The sequence below is a fragment of the Janthinobacterium sp. 61 genome (assembly GCF_002846335.1).
Lineage (GTDB): Bacteria > Pseudomonadota > Gammaproteobacteria > Burkholderiales > Burkholderiaceae_D > Janthinobacterium.
Genome location: NZ_PJMQ01000001.1, coordinates 979,084 through 995,136 on the forward strand (window position 1 = coordinate 979,084; position 16,053 = coordinate 995,136).

At 59.0% G+C, this 16,053-nt stretch carries 20 protein-coding genes and 1 pseudogene; 17 read left to right on the forward strand and 4 right to left on the reverse strand.

The genetic code is table 11. The annotated features are described in order from the left end of the window. Nucleotides 1–80: 80 nt before the first annotated feature. The 7 genes and pseudogenes from CLU92_RS28085 to CLU92_RS04540 form a co-directional block, all read left to right on the forward strand. Nucleotides 81–239: pseudogene (locus CLU92_RS28085) on the forward strand (UDP-3-O-(3-hydroxymyristoyl)glucosamine N-acyltransferase); the annotation flags it as partial. Then, the gene (fabZ, locus tag CLU92_RS04515; protein WP_071077748.1) at nucleotides 236–730 is read left to right on the forward strand and encodes a 3-hydroxyacyl-ACP dehydratase FabZ; all 495 of its coding nucleotides are present in this window, start codon (nucleotides 236–238) and stop codon (nucleotides 728–730) included. The pseudogene CLU92_RS28085 and the gene fabZ, both read left to right, overlap by 4 nt. Then, complete coding sequence (gene lpxA / locus CLU92_RS04520) at nucleotides 730–1,521, forward strand: acyl-ACP--UDP-N-acetylglucosamine O-acyltransferase (protein WP_101480907.1); 792 nt, start codon at nucleotides 730–732, stop codon at nucleotides 1,519–1,521. Before fabZ ends, lpxA begins: the two co-directional genes overlap by 1 nt. Further along, nucleotides 1,505–2,689 (forward strand): lipid-A-disaccharide synthase, encoded by a 1,185-nt coding sequence (gene lpxB / locus CLU92_RS04525; RefSeq protein ID WP_101480908.1) that lies wholly within the window; start codon nucleotides 1,505–1,507, stop codon nucleotides 2,687–2,689. The genes lpxA and lpxB overlap by 17 nt, the downstream gene beginning before the upstream one ends. A 44-nt stretch (nucleotides 2,690–2,733) precedes the next feature. Then, nucleotides 2,734–3,372, forward strand: a complete 639-nt coding sequence (rnhB, locus tag CLU92_RS04530; protein ID WP_101480909.1) for a ribonuclease HII — start codon at nucleotides 2,734–2,736, stop codon at nucleotides 3,370–3,372. Further along, nucleotides 3,369–4,154, forward strand: coding sequence for an RNA methyltransferase (locus CLU92_RS04535; protein ID WP_101480910.1), 786 nt, complete (start codon nucleotides 3,369–3,371; stop codon nucleotides 4,152–4,154). Before rnhB ends, CLU92_RS04535 begins: the two co-directional genes overlap by 4 nt. Before the next feature lie 11 nt (nucleotides 4,155–4,165). Further along, nucleotides 4,166–5,368, forward strand: a complete 1,203-nt coding sequence (locus CLU92_RS04540) for an aminotransferase class V-fold PLP-dependent enzyme (RefSeq protein ID WP_101480911.1) — start codon at nucleotides 4,166–4,168, stop codon at nucleotides 5,366–5,368. An 18-nt stretch (nucleotides 5,369–5,386) separates the two neighbouring features. On the opposite strand, the gene CLU92_RS04545 is transcribed toward CLU92_RS04540, so the two are convergent. Further along, on the reverse strand, nucleotides 5,387–6,235 hold the full coding sequence (locus CLU92_RS04545; RefSeq protein WP_100872735.1) for a pyruvate, water dikinase regulatory protein: 849 nt from the start codon (nucleotides 6,233–6,235) through the stop codon (nucleotides 5,387–5,389). Nucleotides 6,236–6,387: 152 nt separating this feature from the next. Between CLU92_RS04545 and ppsA the strand changes: the two genes are divergently transcribed. The 5 genes from ppsA to CLU92_RS04570 all read left to right on the forward strand — a co-directional run bounded on the left by ppsA (nucleotide 6,388) and on the right by CLU92_RS04570 (nucleotide 11,952). Beyond that, on the forward strand, nucleotides 6,388–8,820 hold the full coding sequence (gene ppsA, locus CLU92_RS04550; RefSeq protein WP_101484488.1) for a phosphoenolpyruvate synthase: 2,433 nt from the start codon (nucleotides 6,388–6,390) through the stop codon (nucleotides 8,818–8,820). Between the two features lie 166 nt (nucleotides 8,821–8,986). Next, complete coding sequence (locus CLU92_RS04555) at nucleotides 8,987–9,484, forward strand: Dps family protein (protein WP_101480912.1); 498 nt, start codon at nucleotides 8,987–8,989, stop codon at nucleotides 9,482–9,484. Between the two features lie 178 nt (nucleotides 9,485–9,662). After that, complete coding sequence (locus tag CLU92_RS04560; RefSeq protein WP_101480913.1) at nucleotides 9,663–10,079, forward strand: NfeD family protein; 417 nt, start codon at nucleotides 9,663–9,665, stop codon at nucleotides 10,077–10,079. A gap of 15 nt (nucleotides 10,080–10,094) precedes the next feature. After that, a complete protein-coding gene (locus CLU92_RS04565; RefSeq protein WP_101480914.1) occupies nucleotides 10,095–11,039 on the forward strand; it encodes an SPFH domain-containing protein in 945 nt (314 codons plus the stop codon). A gap of 604 nt (nucleotides 11,040–11,643) precedes the next feature. Then, a complete protein-coding gene (locus CLU92_RS04570) occupies nucleotides 11,644–11,952 on the forward strand; it encodes an H-NS family nucleoid-associated regulatory protein (protein ID WP_010397665.1) in 309 nt (102 codons plus the stop codon). Between the two features lie 318 nt (nucleotides 11,953–12,270). On the opposite strand, the gene smpB is transcribed toward CLU92_RS04570, so the two are convergent. Next, nucleotides 12,271–12,720 (reverse strand): SsrA-binding protein SmpB, encoded by a 450-nt coding sequence (gene smpB, locus CLU92_RS04575; protein ID WP_101480915.1) that lies wholly within the window; start codon nucleotides 12,718–12,720, stop codon nucleotides 12,271–12,273. A gap of 93 nt (nucleotides 12,721–12,813) precedes the next feature. Between smpB and CLU92_RS04580 the strand changes: the two genes are divergently transcribed. Next, complete coding sequence (locus tag CLU92_RS04580) at nucleotides 12,814–13,245, forward strand: type II toxin-antitoxin system RatA family toxin (protein WP_070257383.1); 432 nt, start codon at nucleotides 12,814–12,816, stop codon at nucleotides 13,243–13,245. Further along, nucleotides 13,238–13,534: an RnfH family protein gene (locus tag CLU92_RS04585; RefSeq protein ID WP_101480916.1), complete on the forward strand. Its 297-nt coding sequence runs from the start codon at nucleotides 13,238–13,240 to the stop codon at nucleotides 13,532–13,534. The genes CLU92_RS04580 and CLU92_RS04585 overlap by 8 nt, the downstream gene beginning before the upstream one ends. A 179-nt stretch (nucleotides 13,535–13,713) precedes the next feature. On the opposite strand, the gene CLU92_RS04590 is transcribed toward CLU92_RS04585, so the two are convergent. Beyond that, entirely contained in the window at nucleotides 13,714–14,127 is a 414-nt protein-coding gene (locus tag CLU92_RS04590) for a tyrosine-type recombinase/integrase (protein ID WP_143452528.1), read from the reverse strand. Between the two features lie 8 nt (nucleotides 14,128–14,135). Between CLU92_RS04590 and CLU92_RS04595 the strand changes: the two genes are divergently transcribed. Together CLU92_RS04595 and CLU92_RS04600 are read left to right on the forward strand one after the other, a co-directional pair. Beyond that, nucleotides 14,136–14,390 carry a DNA cytosine methyltransferase gene (locus tag CLU92_RS04595; RefSeq protein WP_257560970.1) on the forward strand — a complete coding sequence of 85 codons (255 nt, stop codon included), beginning with the start codon at nucleotides 14,136–14,138 and terminating at the stop codon, nucleotides 14,388–14,390. 17 nt (nucleotides 14,391–14,407) lie between these two features. Beyond that, nucleotides 14,408–14,608, forward strand: coding sequence for a hypothetical protein (locus CLU92_RS04600; protein ID WP_101480919.1), 201 nt, complete (start codon nucleotides 14,408–14,410; stop codon nucleotides 14,606–14,608). A gap of 58 nt (nucleotides 14,609–14,666) precedes the next feature. Here the strand turns inward: CLU92_RS04600 and CLU92_RS28090 are convergent, their stop codons facing one another. Further along, nucleotides 14,667–15,311, reverse strand: coding sequence for a PEP-CTERM sorting domain-containing protein (locus CLU92_RS28090; protein ID WP_257560971.1), 645 nt, complete (start codon nucleotides 15,309–15,311; stop codon nucleotides 14,667–14,669). A 206-nt stretch (nucleotides 15,312–15,517) separates the two neighbouring features. On the opposite strand from CLU92_RS28090, the gene CLU92_RS28465 reads away from it, so the two are divergent. Continuing rightward, nucleotides 15,518–15,637, forward strand: coding sequence for a DUF4113 domain-containing protein (locus tag CLU92_RS28465; RefSeq protein WP_143452529.1), 120 nt, complete (start codon nucleotides 15,518–15,520; stop codon nucleotides 15,635–15,637). The last annotated feature ends 416 nt before the right edge of the window (nucleotides 15,638–16,053 follow it).

Below are 16,053 nucleotides of genomic sequence, written 5' to 3' on the forward strand. Positions count from 1 at the left end.
CCAGTGATTGATCCGAAAGCTGAGCTCGATAGCTTGGTCTAGGTGGGGCCGTACACCGGCATCGGTCCGCACGTGTACATCGCGCGGAACCGGGCCAGTACACGGGTTTTTATCCGCTGGCCAAGAACGCCGACTGGGAAAAGAGCGCCGCCATCGTGCGCAACCTGTCAAGCATGCGCGAGAAGATACGCACGCTTGAAAAAACAATTAAAACACTGACCACGCAAGACGAAAAATGACTACTGAAAAAAAGACCCTCGACATCCTGGCCATCAAATCGCTGCTGCCGCACCGCTATCCGCTGCTGCTGGTTGACCGCGTGCTGGACTGGGAAGCGAACAAAACCATCACCGCCATCAAGAACGTGACGGTCAACGAAGAGTTCTTCCAGGGCCATTTCCCGCACAAGCCGGTCATGCCTGGCGTGCTGATGATCGAAGCGCTGGCGCAAACGGCGGCCTTGCTGTCGTTCCTGTCGATGGGCGTCAAGCCCGACGAAAATTCGGTGGTGTACTTTGTCGGCATCGACAATGCGCGTTTCAAGCGTCCTGTCGAACCGGGCGACCAACTGAAGATGGATGTGGAAATCCTGCGCGTCTCGCGCGGCATCTGGAAATACAAGGCAGTCGGCTCGGTCGACGGCAAAGTGGCGCTGGAAGCGGAATTGATGTGCACCATCCGTAGCGCGCAGGATGCGAGCCAGTCTGCGAGCCAGCCAGCGGGGCAGTGATGGCGGCCATCCACTCTACGGCAGTGATTGACCCGAAGGCTGAGCTCGACAGCTCGGTCGAGGTGGGTCCGTATACCATCATCGGTCCGCACGTGCGTATCGGCGCTGGTACCAAGGTCGGCCCGCATGTGGTCATCGATGGCCACACGACGATCGGCTGCGACAACCACCTGTTCCAGTTTTCCTCCATCGGCGCGCAGCCGCAGGATAAAAAATGGGCGGGTGAGGCGACGCGTCTGGAAATCGGCGACCGCAACACCATCCGCGAATTCTGCACCTTCAACACGGGCACCGTGCAGGGTGGCGGCGTGACGCGCCTGGGCAATGACAACTGGATTTCGGCGTACGTTCACCTGGCGCACGACTGCCTGGTTGGCAACAACACGATTTTTTCGAACAACGCGCAGCTGGCGGGCCACGTGGAAATCGGCGACTGGGTCATCATGAGCGGCTTCGCCAATGTGCACCAGTTCTGCAAGATCGGCGCCCACGCCTTTGTCGGCATGAGCACCAGCCTGACGCAGGACGTGCCGCCTTTCGTACTGCTGAACGGCAATCCGGCGCAGGCACATGGCGTCAACATCGAGGGCTTGAAACGCCGCGGCTTTACGCGCGAGCAGATCAACGGCATCCGCACCGCGTATAAACTCATCTATCGCGCGGGACTGACCCTGGAAGAATCCAAGGCAGCCCTGTTCGAAGAAGAAGCGGCGTCGTCGCCTGAGGTGGCGCAACACATTCGCGCCATGCGCGAATTTTTGGGCGTGGCGTCGCGTGGTATCGTCCGCTGACCAGGCCAGCGACCTGTCGGTCGCCAATGTCGCCATCGTCGCCGGCGAGGTGTCGGGCGACCTGCTGGCCAGCCGGCTGCTGTCCGGTCTCGTGCCGCAGTTGCCCGGTGCCCGCTTCCACGGCATCGGCGGCGAGCACATGGCCAAACAGGGTTTCATTTCCGACTGGCCGCTGGACAAGCTGACCGTGCGCGGCCTGTTCGAGATCATTCCCCGCTACCGCGAAATCAAGGGTATCCAGAACGCGCTGCGTGACCAGTTGCTGGCGGAGCGTCCCGCCGTCTTCATCGGCGCCGACTATCCGGGCTTTAACCTGGGGCTGGAGCAGCAGCTCAAGGAAGGCGGCATCCCCACCGTGCACTACATCGGGCCGCAGATCTGGGCCTGGCGCGGCGGACGCATCAAGAAAATCATCAAGGCTGTCTCGCACATGCTGGTGATCTTCCCGTTCGAGGAAGAGATCTACCGCAAGGCGGGCGTGCCCGTCACCTATGTCGGCCATCCACTTGCTGAAATGATTCCCCTGCAGCCGGACGAGGCGGCCGCGCGCCGCGCCCTGGGCTTGCCGGAAGATGCCAACGTGATGACCCTGATGCCGGGCAGCCGCATGGGTGAACTCAAATACAATGCGGTGGCCTTTGTGGCCGCCTGCAAGCTGTTGCTGGCGCGCGACCGCTCGCTGCGTTTCGTCGCGCCCATGGCCGGTGAAAAGCAGCGCCAGTACTTTTTACAGCTGATTGCGGAAGCGGGCTTGCAGGACGTCGAGATACTGCTCACCGATGGCGGCTCGCACACGGCCATTTGCGCCGCCGATGCAGTACTGGTGGCGTCCGGCACGGCGTCGCTGGAAGTGGCGCTGTACAAGAAGCCCATGGTCATCGCCTACAAGATGATGCGCGCATCGTGGGAAATCATGCGCCATATGGGCTACCAGCCGTGGATTGGTTTGCCAAATATCCTGGCGCGCGACTACCTGGTGCCTGAGCTGCTGCAGAACGCGGCCAGCCCGCAAGCGCTTGCCGACGCCATGTGGCAGCAGCTGAGTGACGTGCCAGGGCGATTGCGCCTGGTGCAGCGCTTCACGGACATGCACCACAGCCTGCTGCGCGACAGCGCGCGCGAGAGCGCCAACGCCGTCATGCAAGTCATCGCCGCCCACCGCAAGTAAATTCCGTTCATCGCTTCAATCGCAGTACCAACCAAAGATTCAACGTGAAAAATATCTATCCCGGCCTGTTTGACGACTTGCCATTCTCGCTCGATGAAATCATCTGTGGCGTCGACGAGGCAGGCCGCGGTCCGCTGGCCGGCCCCGTCTTCGCCGCTGCCGTGATCCTCGACCCGCACCAGCCCATCGATGGCTTGCGCGATTCGAAAAAACTCACCGAAGCCAAGCGCGACTTGCTGGCGCCACAGATCAAGGCAAAGGCCCTGGCCTGGGCCATCGCCGAAGCGTCGGAAGAGGAAATCGACCGCCTGAACATTTTGCAAGCGTCGATGCTGGCCATGCGCCGCGCCGTCGAGGCGTTGAGTACCGTACCCACGCTGGCCCTGATCGACGGCAACCGCTGCCCTGTGATGCCGATACGCGGCATGGCCATCATCGGCGGCGACGACAAGGTCGATTCGATTTCCGCCGCCTCGATCCTGGCCAAGACGGCGCGCGACGCGGCCCTGGTGCACCTGCATGCGGCCTATCCGGAGTACTGCTTCGACCAGCACAAGGGCTATGGCACCAAATTGCACCTGGAGCGCTTGCACTTGCACGGCGCCTCGCCCGTGCACCGCCGCTCGTTCGCGCCCGTGCGCAATGTGATCTCCCTGTTCGGTGGACAAGAGGTGGTGGCATGAAGACGATTACCTCGCGCGACAACGCGCAATACAAGGATTTGTTGAAACTGGCGGGCAGTTCGCAGGTGCGCCGCAAGTCGGGCCGTACCTTGCTCGACGGCGTGCATTTGTGCCAGTCTTACTTGCAGCTGCGCGGCATGCCGGAGCAGTGCATCGTCAGCGAAAGCGCCTTGCGTAACCCGGAAGTGGCGGACATCGTCGGCCAGCTGGAAAGCCAGCGCGCGCACGTGCTGGGCTTGCCCGATGCGCTGTACCACGCGGTCAGCCAGGTCGAACACGGCGTGGGCGTGATGTTCCTTATCGAGACACCGGAACGCGCCGTGACGCAGCCCCTGAGCGTGTCGGCCGTGCTGCTCGATAACCTGCAAGACCCGGGCAACGTGGGCTCCATCCTGCGCAGCGCGGCCGCTGCGGGCATCACGCAGGTGTACTGCAGCGCCGGCACGGCCTTCTGCTGGTCGCCGAAAGTCCTGCGCGCGGCGATGGGAGCGCACTTCGTGCTCGACATCTTTGAAAACGTCGACCTGGCGGCGCTTGTTTCCGGCGCCAAAGTGGCGACACTCGCCACCAGCGGCTACGCCACCCAGCGATTGTACGACGTCGATCTGCGTCAGCCCGTCGCCTGGCTGTTTGGCCATGAAGGGCAGGGCGTGGCCGACGATCTGCTGTCGATGGCGACACACCAGGTGGTCATTCCGCACCTGGGCCAGATCGAATCGCTGAACGTGGCCGCCTGCGCCGCCGTCTGCTTCTTCGAGCAGTTGCGCCAGGGCCAGTCCTGAACAGGGGCGCCATGTCTTTCCCTGTGCTCGCCGACGGTGCCACACGTGACGAGGCCTGGTGGCGCCAGGTCGCCGCGTTGTATCCCGCGCCGCCGAATGCCATCGTCAATCTCGAACACGGCTATTTCGGCGCCATGGCGGCGCCCGTGCAAGCCGCCTTCGAACAAGCCGTGCGCTACACGAATGAACAGCTGAGTCCCTTCGTGCGCGGCGAATTCACGCGCACGCATGTGGATATCCTGCGCCAGCGCGTCGCCGCGCTGATCCGGGCGGAGCCGCACGAGATCCTGCTGACCCGCAGCGGCACCGAGTCCATGCAGGTGCTGATCACGCAATACCACGGTCTGGCGCCCGGTAATACGGTGCTGTGGAGTAATCTCGACTATCCGGCCATGCGGACGGCCATGCGCTGGCTGGCGCAGCGCCGTGGCGTCACGAGCACGCAAGTCACGTTGCGCTTGCCCATCAGCGATGACGAGATCATCGCCAGTTACGCGCAAGCCATGCGCCAGGCTGTCAAGCCCAAATTGCTGCTGCTGTCGCAGGTGGCGCCAGCCAATGGCCAGCAACTGCCGGTGAAGGACATCATGGCGCTGGCGCGCGAACACGGCATCGACGTACTGCTCGACAGCGCCCATGCGCTGGGGCAGGTCGACGTGGACGTGCAGGCCATGGGCGTCGATTTCGCCGGTTTCAATCTGCACAAATGGCTGGGGGCGCCGGCGGGATTGGGCGTCGTGTATATACGCGCATCGCAGTTGCACAAGATCGAGCCGCATTTTGGCGACGATGATTATCCGCTTGACGATATCCGCAGCCGCCTGCACATGGGCATGCCGCCAATCGGCGCCATCCTGGCCGCGCCTGCCGCGTTCGACTTTCATGAGCGCCTGGGCGGCACGCCGGCCAAGATGGAGCGCCTGGCGTGGCTGCGCAATTACTGGGTCAGCCGCGCCGCGCAACTGCCTGGCGTGCGCCTGCTGTCGCCGCTGGACGCGGCGCACGGCACGGCGCTGGTGGCGTTTGCCGTCGATGGCATGGACGCACGCGCGCTGCAACAGACCTTGTTGCACCGTTTCGGGATCTTTACCGTGCAGCGCAATGTCGGTGATACCGATATCGTGCGCGCCACGGTGGCCGTCACGACGCAGACCAGCGAACTTGATCAGCTGGTCGCAGCGCTGACCGTGCTGTCCAGCGAGGCGAACGCCTGACAGGTTTGGTCAAGCGCTCTAGTACTCGCGGCGGTTCGGCTTGATCTCTTGCAGGATCGTCGTGGAGATCTCTTCGATCGACTTGGTGGTCGAGGAGAGCCAGCGAATACCTTCGCGTTTCATCATTTTTTCCGCCTCGTTGACCTCGTAACGGCAATTTTCGATGGCCGCATACTTGCTTCCAGCGCGTCTTTCGTTGCGTATTTCCGACAAACGTTCGGGCGTAATGCTCAATCCGAAAATTTTATTCTTAAATTCCAGCAGGGCCGATGGCAGTTTGTCGCGCTCGAAATCGTCGGGAATCAGCGGATAGTTGGCCGCTTTGATACCGTACTGCATGGCCAGATACAGGCTGGTCGGGGTCTTGCCAGAGCGCGAAACACCCACCAGAATGACATCGGCCGAGGACAGGTTCTTGTGCGACTGGCCGTCGTCGTGCGCCAGCGAATAGTTGATCGCCTCGATGCGGTTCTTGTATTCCTCGCTGTCCACGATATTGTGCGAACGCCCGATGGTATGGGTCGACATCACGCCCAGTTCCTGCTCCAGCGGAGCGACAAAGGTCTGGATCAGGTCCATGTGCATGCCGCTGGACTTGCGGATCACGGCCGACAGGTCGTTCTTCACCAGGGTGGAGAAAATGATCGGGCGCTGGCCATCGGTGACAAAGGCTTCGTTGATCTTGCGCGCCGCCTCGTAGGCCTTGTCCATGGTATCGATGAAGGGCAGGCGGATCTGGCGGAAACGCAGATCGAACTGCGTCAGCACCGAGTGGCCGAAGGTCTCGGCGGTAATGCCGGTGCCGTCGGAAACGAAGAAGACGGTGCGGGCCGCGGAGGGCAGAGGGGGGCGTGGATCTTGTGTCATGGGTTTTCGGATCAAGATTGTGCGTCGTCAATTTGCGCCGCACAAGGTAAAATGGCTGCAACGGTATGATTGTGCTGCACGACGCCAAGAATAACAAGAAGACTGTCCGTGCGCCGCGCGTAAAGATTTCTATCATCAGTAAGGGTGTCATTATGACCAACGCAGTATCGCAACAGCAGGAAGACAAGGACGCGGTGTATGTGGCCTCGTTCGAGCATTTGCGCATGACGGATGTCGAATCCGTCGGCGGCAAGAACGCCTCCCTGGGCGAAATGATCAGTCAGCTGGCGGAAGCCGGCGTGCGCGTGCCCGGTGGCTTTGCCACCACGGCGCAGGCATTCCGCGATTTCCTGTCGTACAGCGCCAACGGCGGCTTGCCGCTGGCCGAACGCATCGCCCAGCGCCTCGAAGGGCTGAACATCGATGATGTGCGCTCGCTGGCGCAAGCCGGCGCCGAGATCCGTCAATGGATCGTCGAAACCCCGTTCCAGCCGCGCCTGGCCGCCGAAATCGATCAGTTCTATGCCAAGCTGGTGGCCGATTCCGACACGGAAATGTCGTTTGCCGTACGTTCCTCGGCAACGGCGGAAGACCTGCCGGACGCGTCTTTTGCTGGTCAGCAAGAAACCTTCCTGAACGTGGTCGGCATCGACAACGTGCTCGACGCCATGAAGCAGGTGTTCGCGTCGCTGTATAACGACCGCGCCATTTCGTATCGCGTGCACAAGGGCTTTACGCATGCTGAAGTAGCCTTGTCGGCTGGCGTGCAGCGCATGGTGCGTTCCGACCTGGGCGCGGCCGGCGTGATGTTTACCATCGATACCGAGTCGGGCTTCAAGGACGTGGTTTTCGTTACCTCCAGCTATGGCCTGGGCGAGACCGTGGTGCAGGGCGCCGTCAATCCCGACGAATTCTATGTGCACAAGCCGATGCTGGAAAAAGGCAAGTCGCCTGTGATCCGCCGCAATATCGGCTCGAAGCTGCTGAAAATGGAATTTACGAACGAAGCGAAAGCTGGCCGTTCCGTGAAAACCGTCGACGTGCCCGTCGAAATGCGCAACCGCTACTCGCTGAACGACAGTGAAGTGGTGGAGCTGGCAAAGTACGCCGTCATCATCGAAAACCACTACGGCCGTGCGATGGACATCGAGTGGGGCAAGGATGGCCGCGACGGCAAGCTGTACATCCTGCAAGCGCGTCCTGAAACCGTCAAGTCGCAGCAAAAGGCGACTGACGTGCAGGAACGCTTCAAGCTGAAAAGCACGGGCACCGTGCTGACGTCCGGCCGTGCCATCGGCCAGAAGATCGGCGCCGGCCCTGTGCGCGTGATTCACGATCCGGCCGACATGGAACGCGTGCAGCCAGGCGACGTGCTCGTTGCTGACATGACGGACCCGAACTGGGAACCGGTCATGAAGCGTGCATCGGCCATCGTCACCAACCGTGGCGGCCGTACTTGCCACGCGGCAATTATTGCGCGTGAACTGGGCGTGCCTGCTGTCGTCGGCTGCGGCAATGCCACCGACGTGCTGAAAGACGGCACCTTTGTCACCGTGGTGTGCTCCGAAGGCGACGAAGGCAAGATCTACGATGGCTTGCTGGAAACGGAAGTGTCGGAAGTGTCGCGTGGCGAATTGCCGAAGCTTGACACCAAGATCATGCTCAACGTGGGCAATCCGCAGCTGGCGTTCGACTTCCAGTCCGTGCCGAATGCGGGCGTGGGCCTGGCGCGCCTGGAATTCATCATCAATAACAATATTGGTGTGCATCCGCGCGCGATCCTGGAATACCCGAACATCGACGCCGACCTGAAAAAGGCCGTGGAATCGGTGGCGCGTGGCCACGCTTCGCCGAAAGCCTTCTATATCGACAAGCTGGCCGAAGGCATCGCCACCATCGCCGCCGCCTTCTGGCCGAAAAAGGTCATCGTGCGCCTGTCCGACTTCAAGTCGAACGAGTACAAGAAGCTGATCGGCGGTTCGCGCTACGAGCCGGACGAGGAAAACCCGATGCTGGGCTTCCGCGGCGCGGCGCGCTACCTGTCGGCCGACTTTTCCGAAGCGTTCAACATGGAATGCGAAGCGATGAAGCGCGTGCGCAATGACATGGGCCTGACGAACGTGGAAATCATGGTGCCATTCGTGCGTACCCTGGGCCAGGCCGAGAAAGTCATCGACCTGCTGGCGAAAAACGGCTTGAAGCGCGGCGAGAATGACTTGCGCGTCATCATGATGTGCGAAGTACCGTCGAACGCCATCCTGGCCGACCAGTTCCTCGACCATTTCGACGGCTTCTCGATTGGTTCGAACGATCTGACCCAGCTGACCTTGGGCCTGGACCGCGATTCCGGCATGGAATTGCTTGCCGCCGACTTCGACGAGCGCGATCCAGCCGTGAAAGCGCTGCTGTCGCTGGCTATCAAGGCTTGCCTGGCGCGCGGCAAGTACATCGGCATTTGCGGCCAGGGTCCTTCGGATCACCCTGACTTCGCCGTATGGCTGATGGAGCAGGGCATCGAGTCGATGTCCCTGAATCCTGACTCGGTGATCGACACCTGGCAGAAGCTCGCTGCGCTGAAAGCGTAAGCATCTTTTCGCCCTCTGAAAACCCGCTGCCGCTCACCTGGCAGCGGGTTTTTTTTATGTCTTGCTCATTGCCATCAAGTTCATCGCGGTCGGCGCACGCGCCTGAACGATGAGGTGGCGCAAGATCAGCTAAAATGATTCCACCAACACATAGACGGGAGTTCACATGGCAAGCAAGAAACCGAGCAAAGCTGCAAAGATCGACATCGGTATTTCCGAGGCGGACCGCGCGAAGATCGCGGAAGGCCTGTCCGGCCTGCTGGCCGACAGCTATACCCTGTACCTGATGACGCATAATTTCCACTGGAACGTCAAGGGACCGATGTTCAACACCCTGCACCTGATGTTCATGACGCAATACACGGAGCAGTGGGCCGCGCTGGACCTGATCGCCGAGCGTATCCGCGCCCTTGGCTATCCGGCGCCGGGCACCTACAAGGAATTCGTCAAACTGGCCTCGATCAAGGAAATCGACGGCGTGCCGCCGGCGCTGGATATGGTCAGCCACCTGGTGGCGGCACAGGAAGCGACCGCGCGCACGGCGCGCCGCTTGTTCCCGCTGCTGGAAAAAGCCAATGACCAGCCGACCGCCGACCTGATCACGCAGCGCCTCGATGTGCATGAAAAGACGGCGTGGATGCTGCGCAGTCTGCTCGAGGAATAAAAGCCTGGCCGGCGGCGCTAATTCGCCCCCGGCTATTGACGCCATCAGGAATTGCGTTAGACTGTTTGTATATAGGTGTTTGGCAAGAGGAATATCAGGCAGCACTGCGCAGTAAACCCCGTCGCTTATATAGGCCGCGGGGTTTTTTTATTTTTGGATTCGCAAGGATGGAGGCATCATGGCTGAATGGGTAGGCTGGTTTGTTGCGGCTGGCGCGGTATTGATCCTGGAACTGTTTACGGGCACGTTTTATTTGCTGATGATCGCCATCGGTATTGGTGCCGGAGGACTGGTGGCGCTGGCGGGAGGCAATGGCAGCTGGCAGGCCGCGACCGCCGCCATAGTCGGCGTGGCGGCCACGCTGTTATTGCGGCGCAGCCGCTTTGGCAGGGCGGCGCGGCGCGATGCGGCACAGGATCCGAATGTGAACCTGGATATTGGCCAAAGCGTGGCGGTCGCGCATTGGGTCGATGGCGCTGCGCGCGTCATGTATCGCGGCGCCTTGTGGGATGTGGAACTGATTGCCGGCAGCGATACGCAGGCCGGTCATTACACCATACGTGCCGTACGTGGCAGCCGTTTGATTGTTGGATAACCTGGAGAGTAGATTATGGAAGTAAGCATCGGAAGCATGTCGCTGATCTTGTTATTGCTGGCATTGGTATTTGTCTTCAAGACGGTCAATGTGGTGCCGCAGCAGCATGCCTGGGTGGTGGAGCGCCTGGGCAAGTTCCACGCGGTATTGGGTCCTGGCCTGAATATCGTTGTGCCCTTCGTCGACCGCATCGCTTACAAGCACGTGCTTAAGGAAATTCCACTCGACGTGCCGCCACAGGTATGCATTACGCGTGACAATACGCAATTACAGGTCGATGGCATTCTGTATTTTCAGATTACCGACGCCATGCGTGCTTCATATGGTTCGTCGAATTATATTGCCGCCATTACGCAGTTGGCGCAAACGACCTTGCGTTCGGTGATCGGTAAAATGGAACTCGACAAGACATTTGAAGAGCGCGACCATATTAATACCGCCATCGTGAATGCCATCGATGAATCGGCAGCGAATTGGGGGGTCAAGGTGTTGCGTTATGAAATCAAGGATTTGACGCCGCCCAAGGAGATTCTGCATGCGATGCAGGCGCAGATTACGGCCGAGCGTGAAAAGCGCGCACTGATTGCCGCCTCGGAAGGGCGCAAGCAGGAGCAGATCAATATTGCCAGCGGCGAGCGCGAAGCGAACATTGCCCGCTCGGAAGGCGAAAAGCAGGCATCCATCAACCGCGCCGAAGGCCAGGCCACGGCTATCGTCGCGCTGGCGCAAGCCAGTGCTGAAGCGCTGCGCCAGGTAGGCGCCGCCATCCGCGAGCCGGGCGGTGAGGATGCCGTCAATTTGAAAGTGGCCGAGCAGTATGTGGGCGCGTTTGCGCAATTGGCGAAAACGAATAACTCGATTATCGTGCCGGCCAATCTGGGCGATATGAGTGGTTTGATCGCCACGGCGATGCAAGTAGTGAAGACGCAGAAGCCGAAGGGCAGCGTGGCTATGCCCTGATTGCCTGACTGGCTGGGTAAATAGCAAGCTTGTAGCAAGGTTTCATCAATACTGCCCGCTGTATAGCGGGCAGTTTGCATTTGCGCTTTCCCTATTATCTGGTGGTGTTAGGGCTGACGTATCGGTGGCTACATGAATTGCGTTGAAAATATTTTCTTTATGCTATGCTAAGCGCACATTCAGGATTACTTGCTGTCATGTTGCGCTTATTTCTTTGACTGGCGTACCGTCTGCTGCGCAGGATCCCTGGTAGCATTTGCAGGCGATGTGCGATTGGCGATAGTATCGGACCCATGTATATTTTGAATTGCATTTTATAGTTGTTATAAATTGCAATGAAACAAAAAGTGCTGCAGAATAAATATAGCCGATGGCGCTGTATTGAATCGCAGCCGCACAAGGCAGGGTACTTGCACAGACAGTCCATGGCCGATTTTCGCTCCCGTGATTGAACACCAACATCGCTTGATCGCCCGGGATGCAGTTTTTTGGTCAGAGAATTGTAAAAAACAATCAAATCTTAAGAAAAATCACCTTAGGCGCGTTACAATTGGATAGAATTTAACTATTCAGTTATATTTTTCAACTCACACAAGGAAATATCATGGATCTGTCGAGCTTATCCCTGTCCGAGCTGCGCACCTTGCAGGACGACATCAAGAAGCAAATGAAGAAGCGCGAACAGGACGATCTGTCCAAGGCGCGCGAACAAATCCTGGCGATTGCCCAGAGCGTCGGCGTTTCCGTAAAAGATCTGGTTGGTACGGGTATCCGCGCTAAAACCGGCACGGTTGCAGTACGCTATCGCAATCCGGATGATGCGACACAACAATGGACTGGCCGTGGCCGTCAACCGAAATGGGTCAAAGAATGGACCGATTCGGGCAAGTCGCGTGATCTGCTGAAGGTTTGATTCTGAAGGTTTAAAAAACCGTTCATTCGGATGCTTGTACTGTGGAGTAGTGCAGGTGTAGTACACGGCAGCATGCAAGCATCCGGAACTTTCCAGCTTTATCGTCTTTGGCCAGACAGGCCAAGCTAATGTACACAGGCTTATCTCAATGGTATTTTCGCCAATACCAGTCTTTTCCCCGCCTTACCTGCTTCCTCTCCCGTTTTATTTCCGTCGCGCTGAGTTCTTTTCCGTTTGCTGCAGGCAATCGGCAAAATAAAACCCGGCATATAGCCGGGCTTGTTGATATGGCGTCAGCACGCTGCGCGCAGCGGCGTATCAGCGGCGGTGCGACTTCATTGCCGCCTGCACTTCGCGCGCGCCATCGCGGTCGCGCTCTGCAGCCCGCTTGTCGTGCTGTTTCTTGCCCTTGGCCAGGCCGATCTCGCATTTCACGCGGCCGCCCTTGTAGTGCAGGTTGAGCGGCACCAGCGTGTAGCCGGAGCGCTCCACCTTGCCGATCAGTTTATCCATTTCCGTGCGGTGCAGCAGCAGCTTGCGCGTGCGTACGGCTTCCGGATGAATATGGGTGGAGGCGGTCGGCAGGGCGCTGATATGCGTGCCGAACAGGAAGAGTTCGTCGCCGCGGACGACGACGTAGGCTTCCTTGATTTGTACACGGGCGTCGCGGATGGCTTTGACTTCCCAGCCTTCCAGCACGATGCCGGCTTCGTAGCGATCCTCGATAAAGTAGTCGTGGAAGGCTTTTCTGTTGTCTGCTATGGTCATGAGATGGTAAATGTGCGCGGGTCGGTTAAACTACTGTCTCGCGCAAGCGCGATAAAATCAAATGTATCCAACATCATAGCAAATGGTTCTTCAATGGCAGTAGTACATAAATCAGTTTTTCTCGGGTATAGCGCCGAACAAATGTTCGCGCTGGTGGCGGCGGTGGAAGATTATCCCAAATTCCTGCCCTGGTGTGGTGCGGTCGAGATTCGCGAGCGGAGCGAGAACACGGTTGTCGCCAGCGTGGGCATACATTACCACGGCGTGCGCCAAAGCTTCACCACGTCCAACGAGAACGTGCCGCCGACATCCATCAAGATGAAGCTGGTGGACGGTCCTTTCAAGACCCTCGACGGCGTGTGGACCTTCAAGGCCCTGCGCGAAGATGCCTGCAAGATCGAACTGGATCTGCACTACGAGTTCTCCAGCCGCGTGCTCGAGCAGATCATCGGCCCCGTCTTCGGCATGATCGCCAACAGCATGGTCGATTCCTTCTGCAAGCGCGCGGAGACGGTGTATGGCTGAAGCAGACATCACGGTACAAGTATGCTACGCGATGCCGGACAGCACGTTCCTGCGCTCCTTGAGCGTGCCTGTGGGCACTACCATCGGGCAGGCTGTGGCGCAGAGCGGCTTGCTGCAGGCCATCCCGGGCATCGATCTGGCCATCAATATGGCTGGCATCTATGGCAAGAGGAAGCCGCTCGATACCGTATTGCACGAGCATGACCGTGTGGAAGTGTACCGGCCCTTGCTGGCCGACCCGAAGGAGGCGCGCCGGCGCCGCGCCAGCAGCAAGCCTGCCAAAGGCTGAGGCGCCAGGGCCGCACCGTCTGACGACCGCTATTTTTTGCCATTCTCAAGTATCTTTTCTATGCTGCAAGGATGGAGGGCGCTTTTTCCTTGATAAGTTGCTTTTATCCGTCACAAGCGATTATCCATGCGGGTTCCAGCCATTCCGCAATAGGCATGGGCGAAACGTGGGCGAAAAAGCTAAGCGCCCCTTGCCTTAAGCCCATCCGTCAATTCGCAGTAGTGATCGGGCAATACCCCACCTTGCTGCTCAACCCGGCGGCCGTAAGTTCTCATGGTCGTATCGGTATGTCCCATTTGCTTTGCCACGTACATCGCGTTGGCGCCCGTCGTTAGCAGGGGCGACGCGAAGGTGTGCCTTGTTTGATACGGATTTCGGTAGCGGACCTGGGCCTTCTCGATCATTGCCGTCCAGAAGAGGGGCAGGCGCTGCGTGTTGTCCCAGCCCTGACAGGTAGCCGGATCAAGGAATACCAGGCCGCCAGCAAGCAGGCTATGTCGTTTCTGCGCAAGCAGCGCGTCGACGGCGCCGCTACGCAGATCGACCAGGCGGCCGGCGCGCGTCTCCAGTGCCTCCCGAGACTTGCCCATCACGCGTCACCGTGCTGGGCCATTGCTATCCGAACGTATCGAACCTGGGCGACATGACCAAGATCGCCGTCCTGGTCCGAGTCGGCTTCTTGCCTGCGCCGGACGTCTTCTGCAGCGGCACGCCGTGCCAAGTGTTTTCGATTGCGGGCCTGCGCAATTCGCTCGACGACGAGCGCAGTAACCTTTCCCTTGTTTTTTGCGAGATCGCAGATGAAATTGACGCACGACGCGCTGCAGATGGTCTTCTTCCAACCGTTGTTTTTTAGCCGACCTGGAGCGGCGCTTGGTCGATCAAGCCCGCGCCAACGAAATCGAAGCGCAGCGTTTGCGCGACGAAACGGCAGCACGGGCTGCTGGGGCTGTCGCCAATTCGCAAGTTGCCAGCCTGAGCAAGGAGCAACTGCAGACTGCGCTGGATCACAAAGGCATCAACTATCCCACAGCAGCAAACAAGGCTGAACTGCAAGCGCTGCTGGGCGTTTGAGCGAGCCAGTCGTGACCGGCAATGAAACGGGCGCCATCATGCCAGGCGCCGGCTTCGATCAAGTGGACTTGTTCTTGCGACGAGCCACGAAGCCGAGGAGGCCCAGGCCCGCCAGGAGCATGCCGTAGGTTTCTGGCTCAGGCACGGCGGCGGTGATATTCGCTGTATAGGTCAGATTGCTTACATAATAGGTGTCCCACGCCTGATTCAAATCAAGGGGATTTTTGCCACCAGAATTCAGATACACGAAATTACCTGCCAAGCCACCGTCGCCGGTCGACCCTAGCATCGTTACGCTTGAAATGGGATTGGTGATGCCCGCGACTGTTAAGTATGCGATGTAATTTGCATTGGCCTCTAATGTCAAATTGATTCCATTTGCTCCGAGCAGCTGGCTGCCGCCGGTGTACGCGATGGGTGAACTGGTGTACAAGGCGGGCCCGATGGCTTTGCTGCCATCCCAGGCTGCAATTGTCAGCCCTACGTTGCCTCTAGCCCCTGAAGTCGCATAAAAGGTGAAATCTTGAAGCACTCCGCCGAGTGAGGTGAAAGTTTCGCCATAACTGGTCGTGTCAGGAGCGCCGAGGGAGGAGATTGCCGTACCTATTGTCCCGACGTTGGAATAGGTCGTGGCTTGTGCATGGATAGAGGAGCAGCAAATGAGAGCGCTGAGTACAATTTTGGCAACGGCTTGTGTGTTCATTTTTCCCCCGTATTATTGATGTTTAAAAGGTACGAAAATTAATTATATGATAATTTCTGCGGGGTATTCCGCCTATAGTTTTTTATTATAAAAACAACATAAGTGATTGTGATCATCATAGAATCTGGCACCGGCCTGCCTAATGCCGACTCCCAAGCCGGCATTGCCGCAGCGGACGCCCGTTGCACCAGCCTGGGCGGCGCTGGATGAGGCAGCCAAGGAAGTCGCGTTGCGCAAGCGTCAGACGATGGGCAATGTTGTCGGAAAACCGCACGCCGCGGTATGCCACGAATTGGATGGAACTGCCCAAGGTGAGGGCGCAGTAAAACCCGGCATGCCTATTGGCCTCGACGTGAATTTCTATGCTACTGCCTCGCGGAGTGGCGTTGCGCTGACAGCGACTTGGGGAGCGTTGCAGTAGTTCGACCAGATATGCAGCAGCAGGATGCGTTTTTCCAGCAAGTCGTCCCTGCGATACGCTGCCTCCACCTTGTCAGGCAAGCTGTGCGCCAGCGCATGCTCGCATACCTCGCGCGGGAAAAAGTTTGCAACCCGTTCCAAGCACCAGTCGCGTAACGTCGACCGCAGGCCGTGCACGGTGATAGTAGACCGGTTCCTATGGCGCCGCTGCCGGCGTTGCGGCCTATCCCACCGGCGGGCTACCTCCTGACGCAGTGGCGCGAGATATTCAAGCCTTGATCCTGCAGACGGAAGAGGTGGCCGCGACAGAGCGCACTTGCCA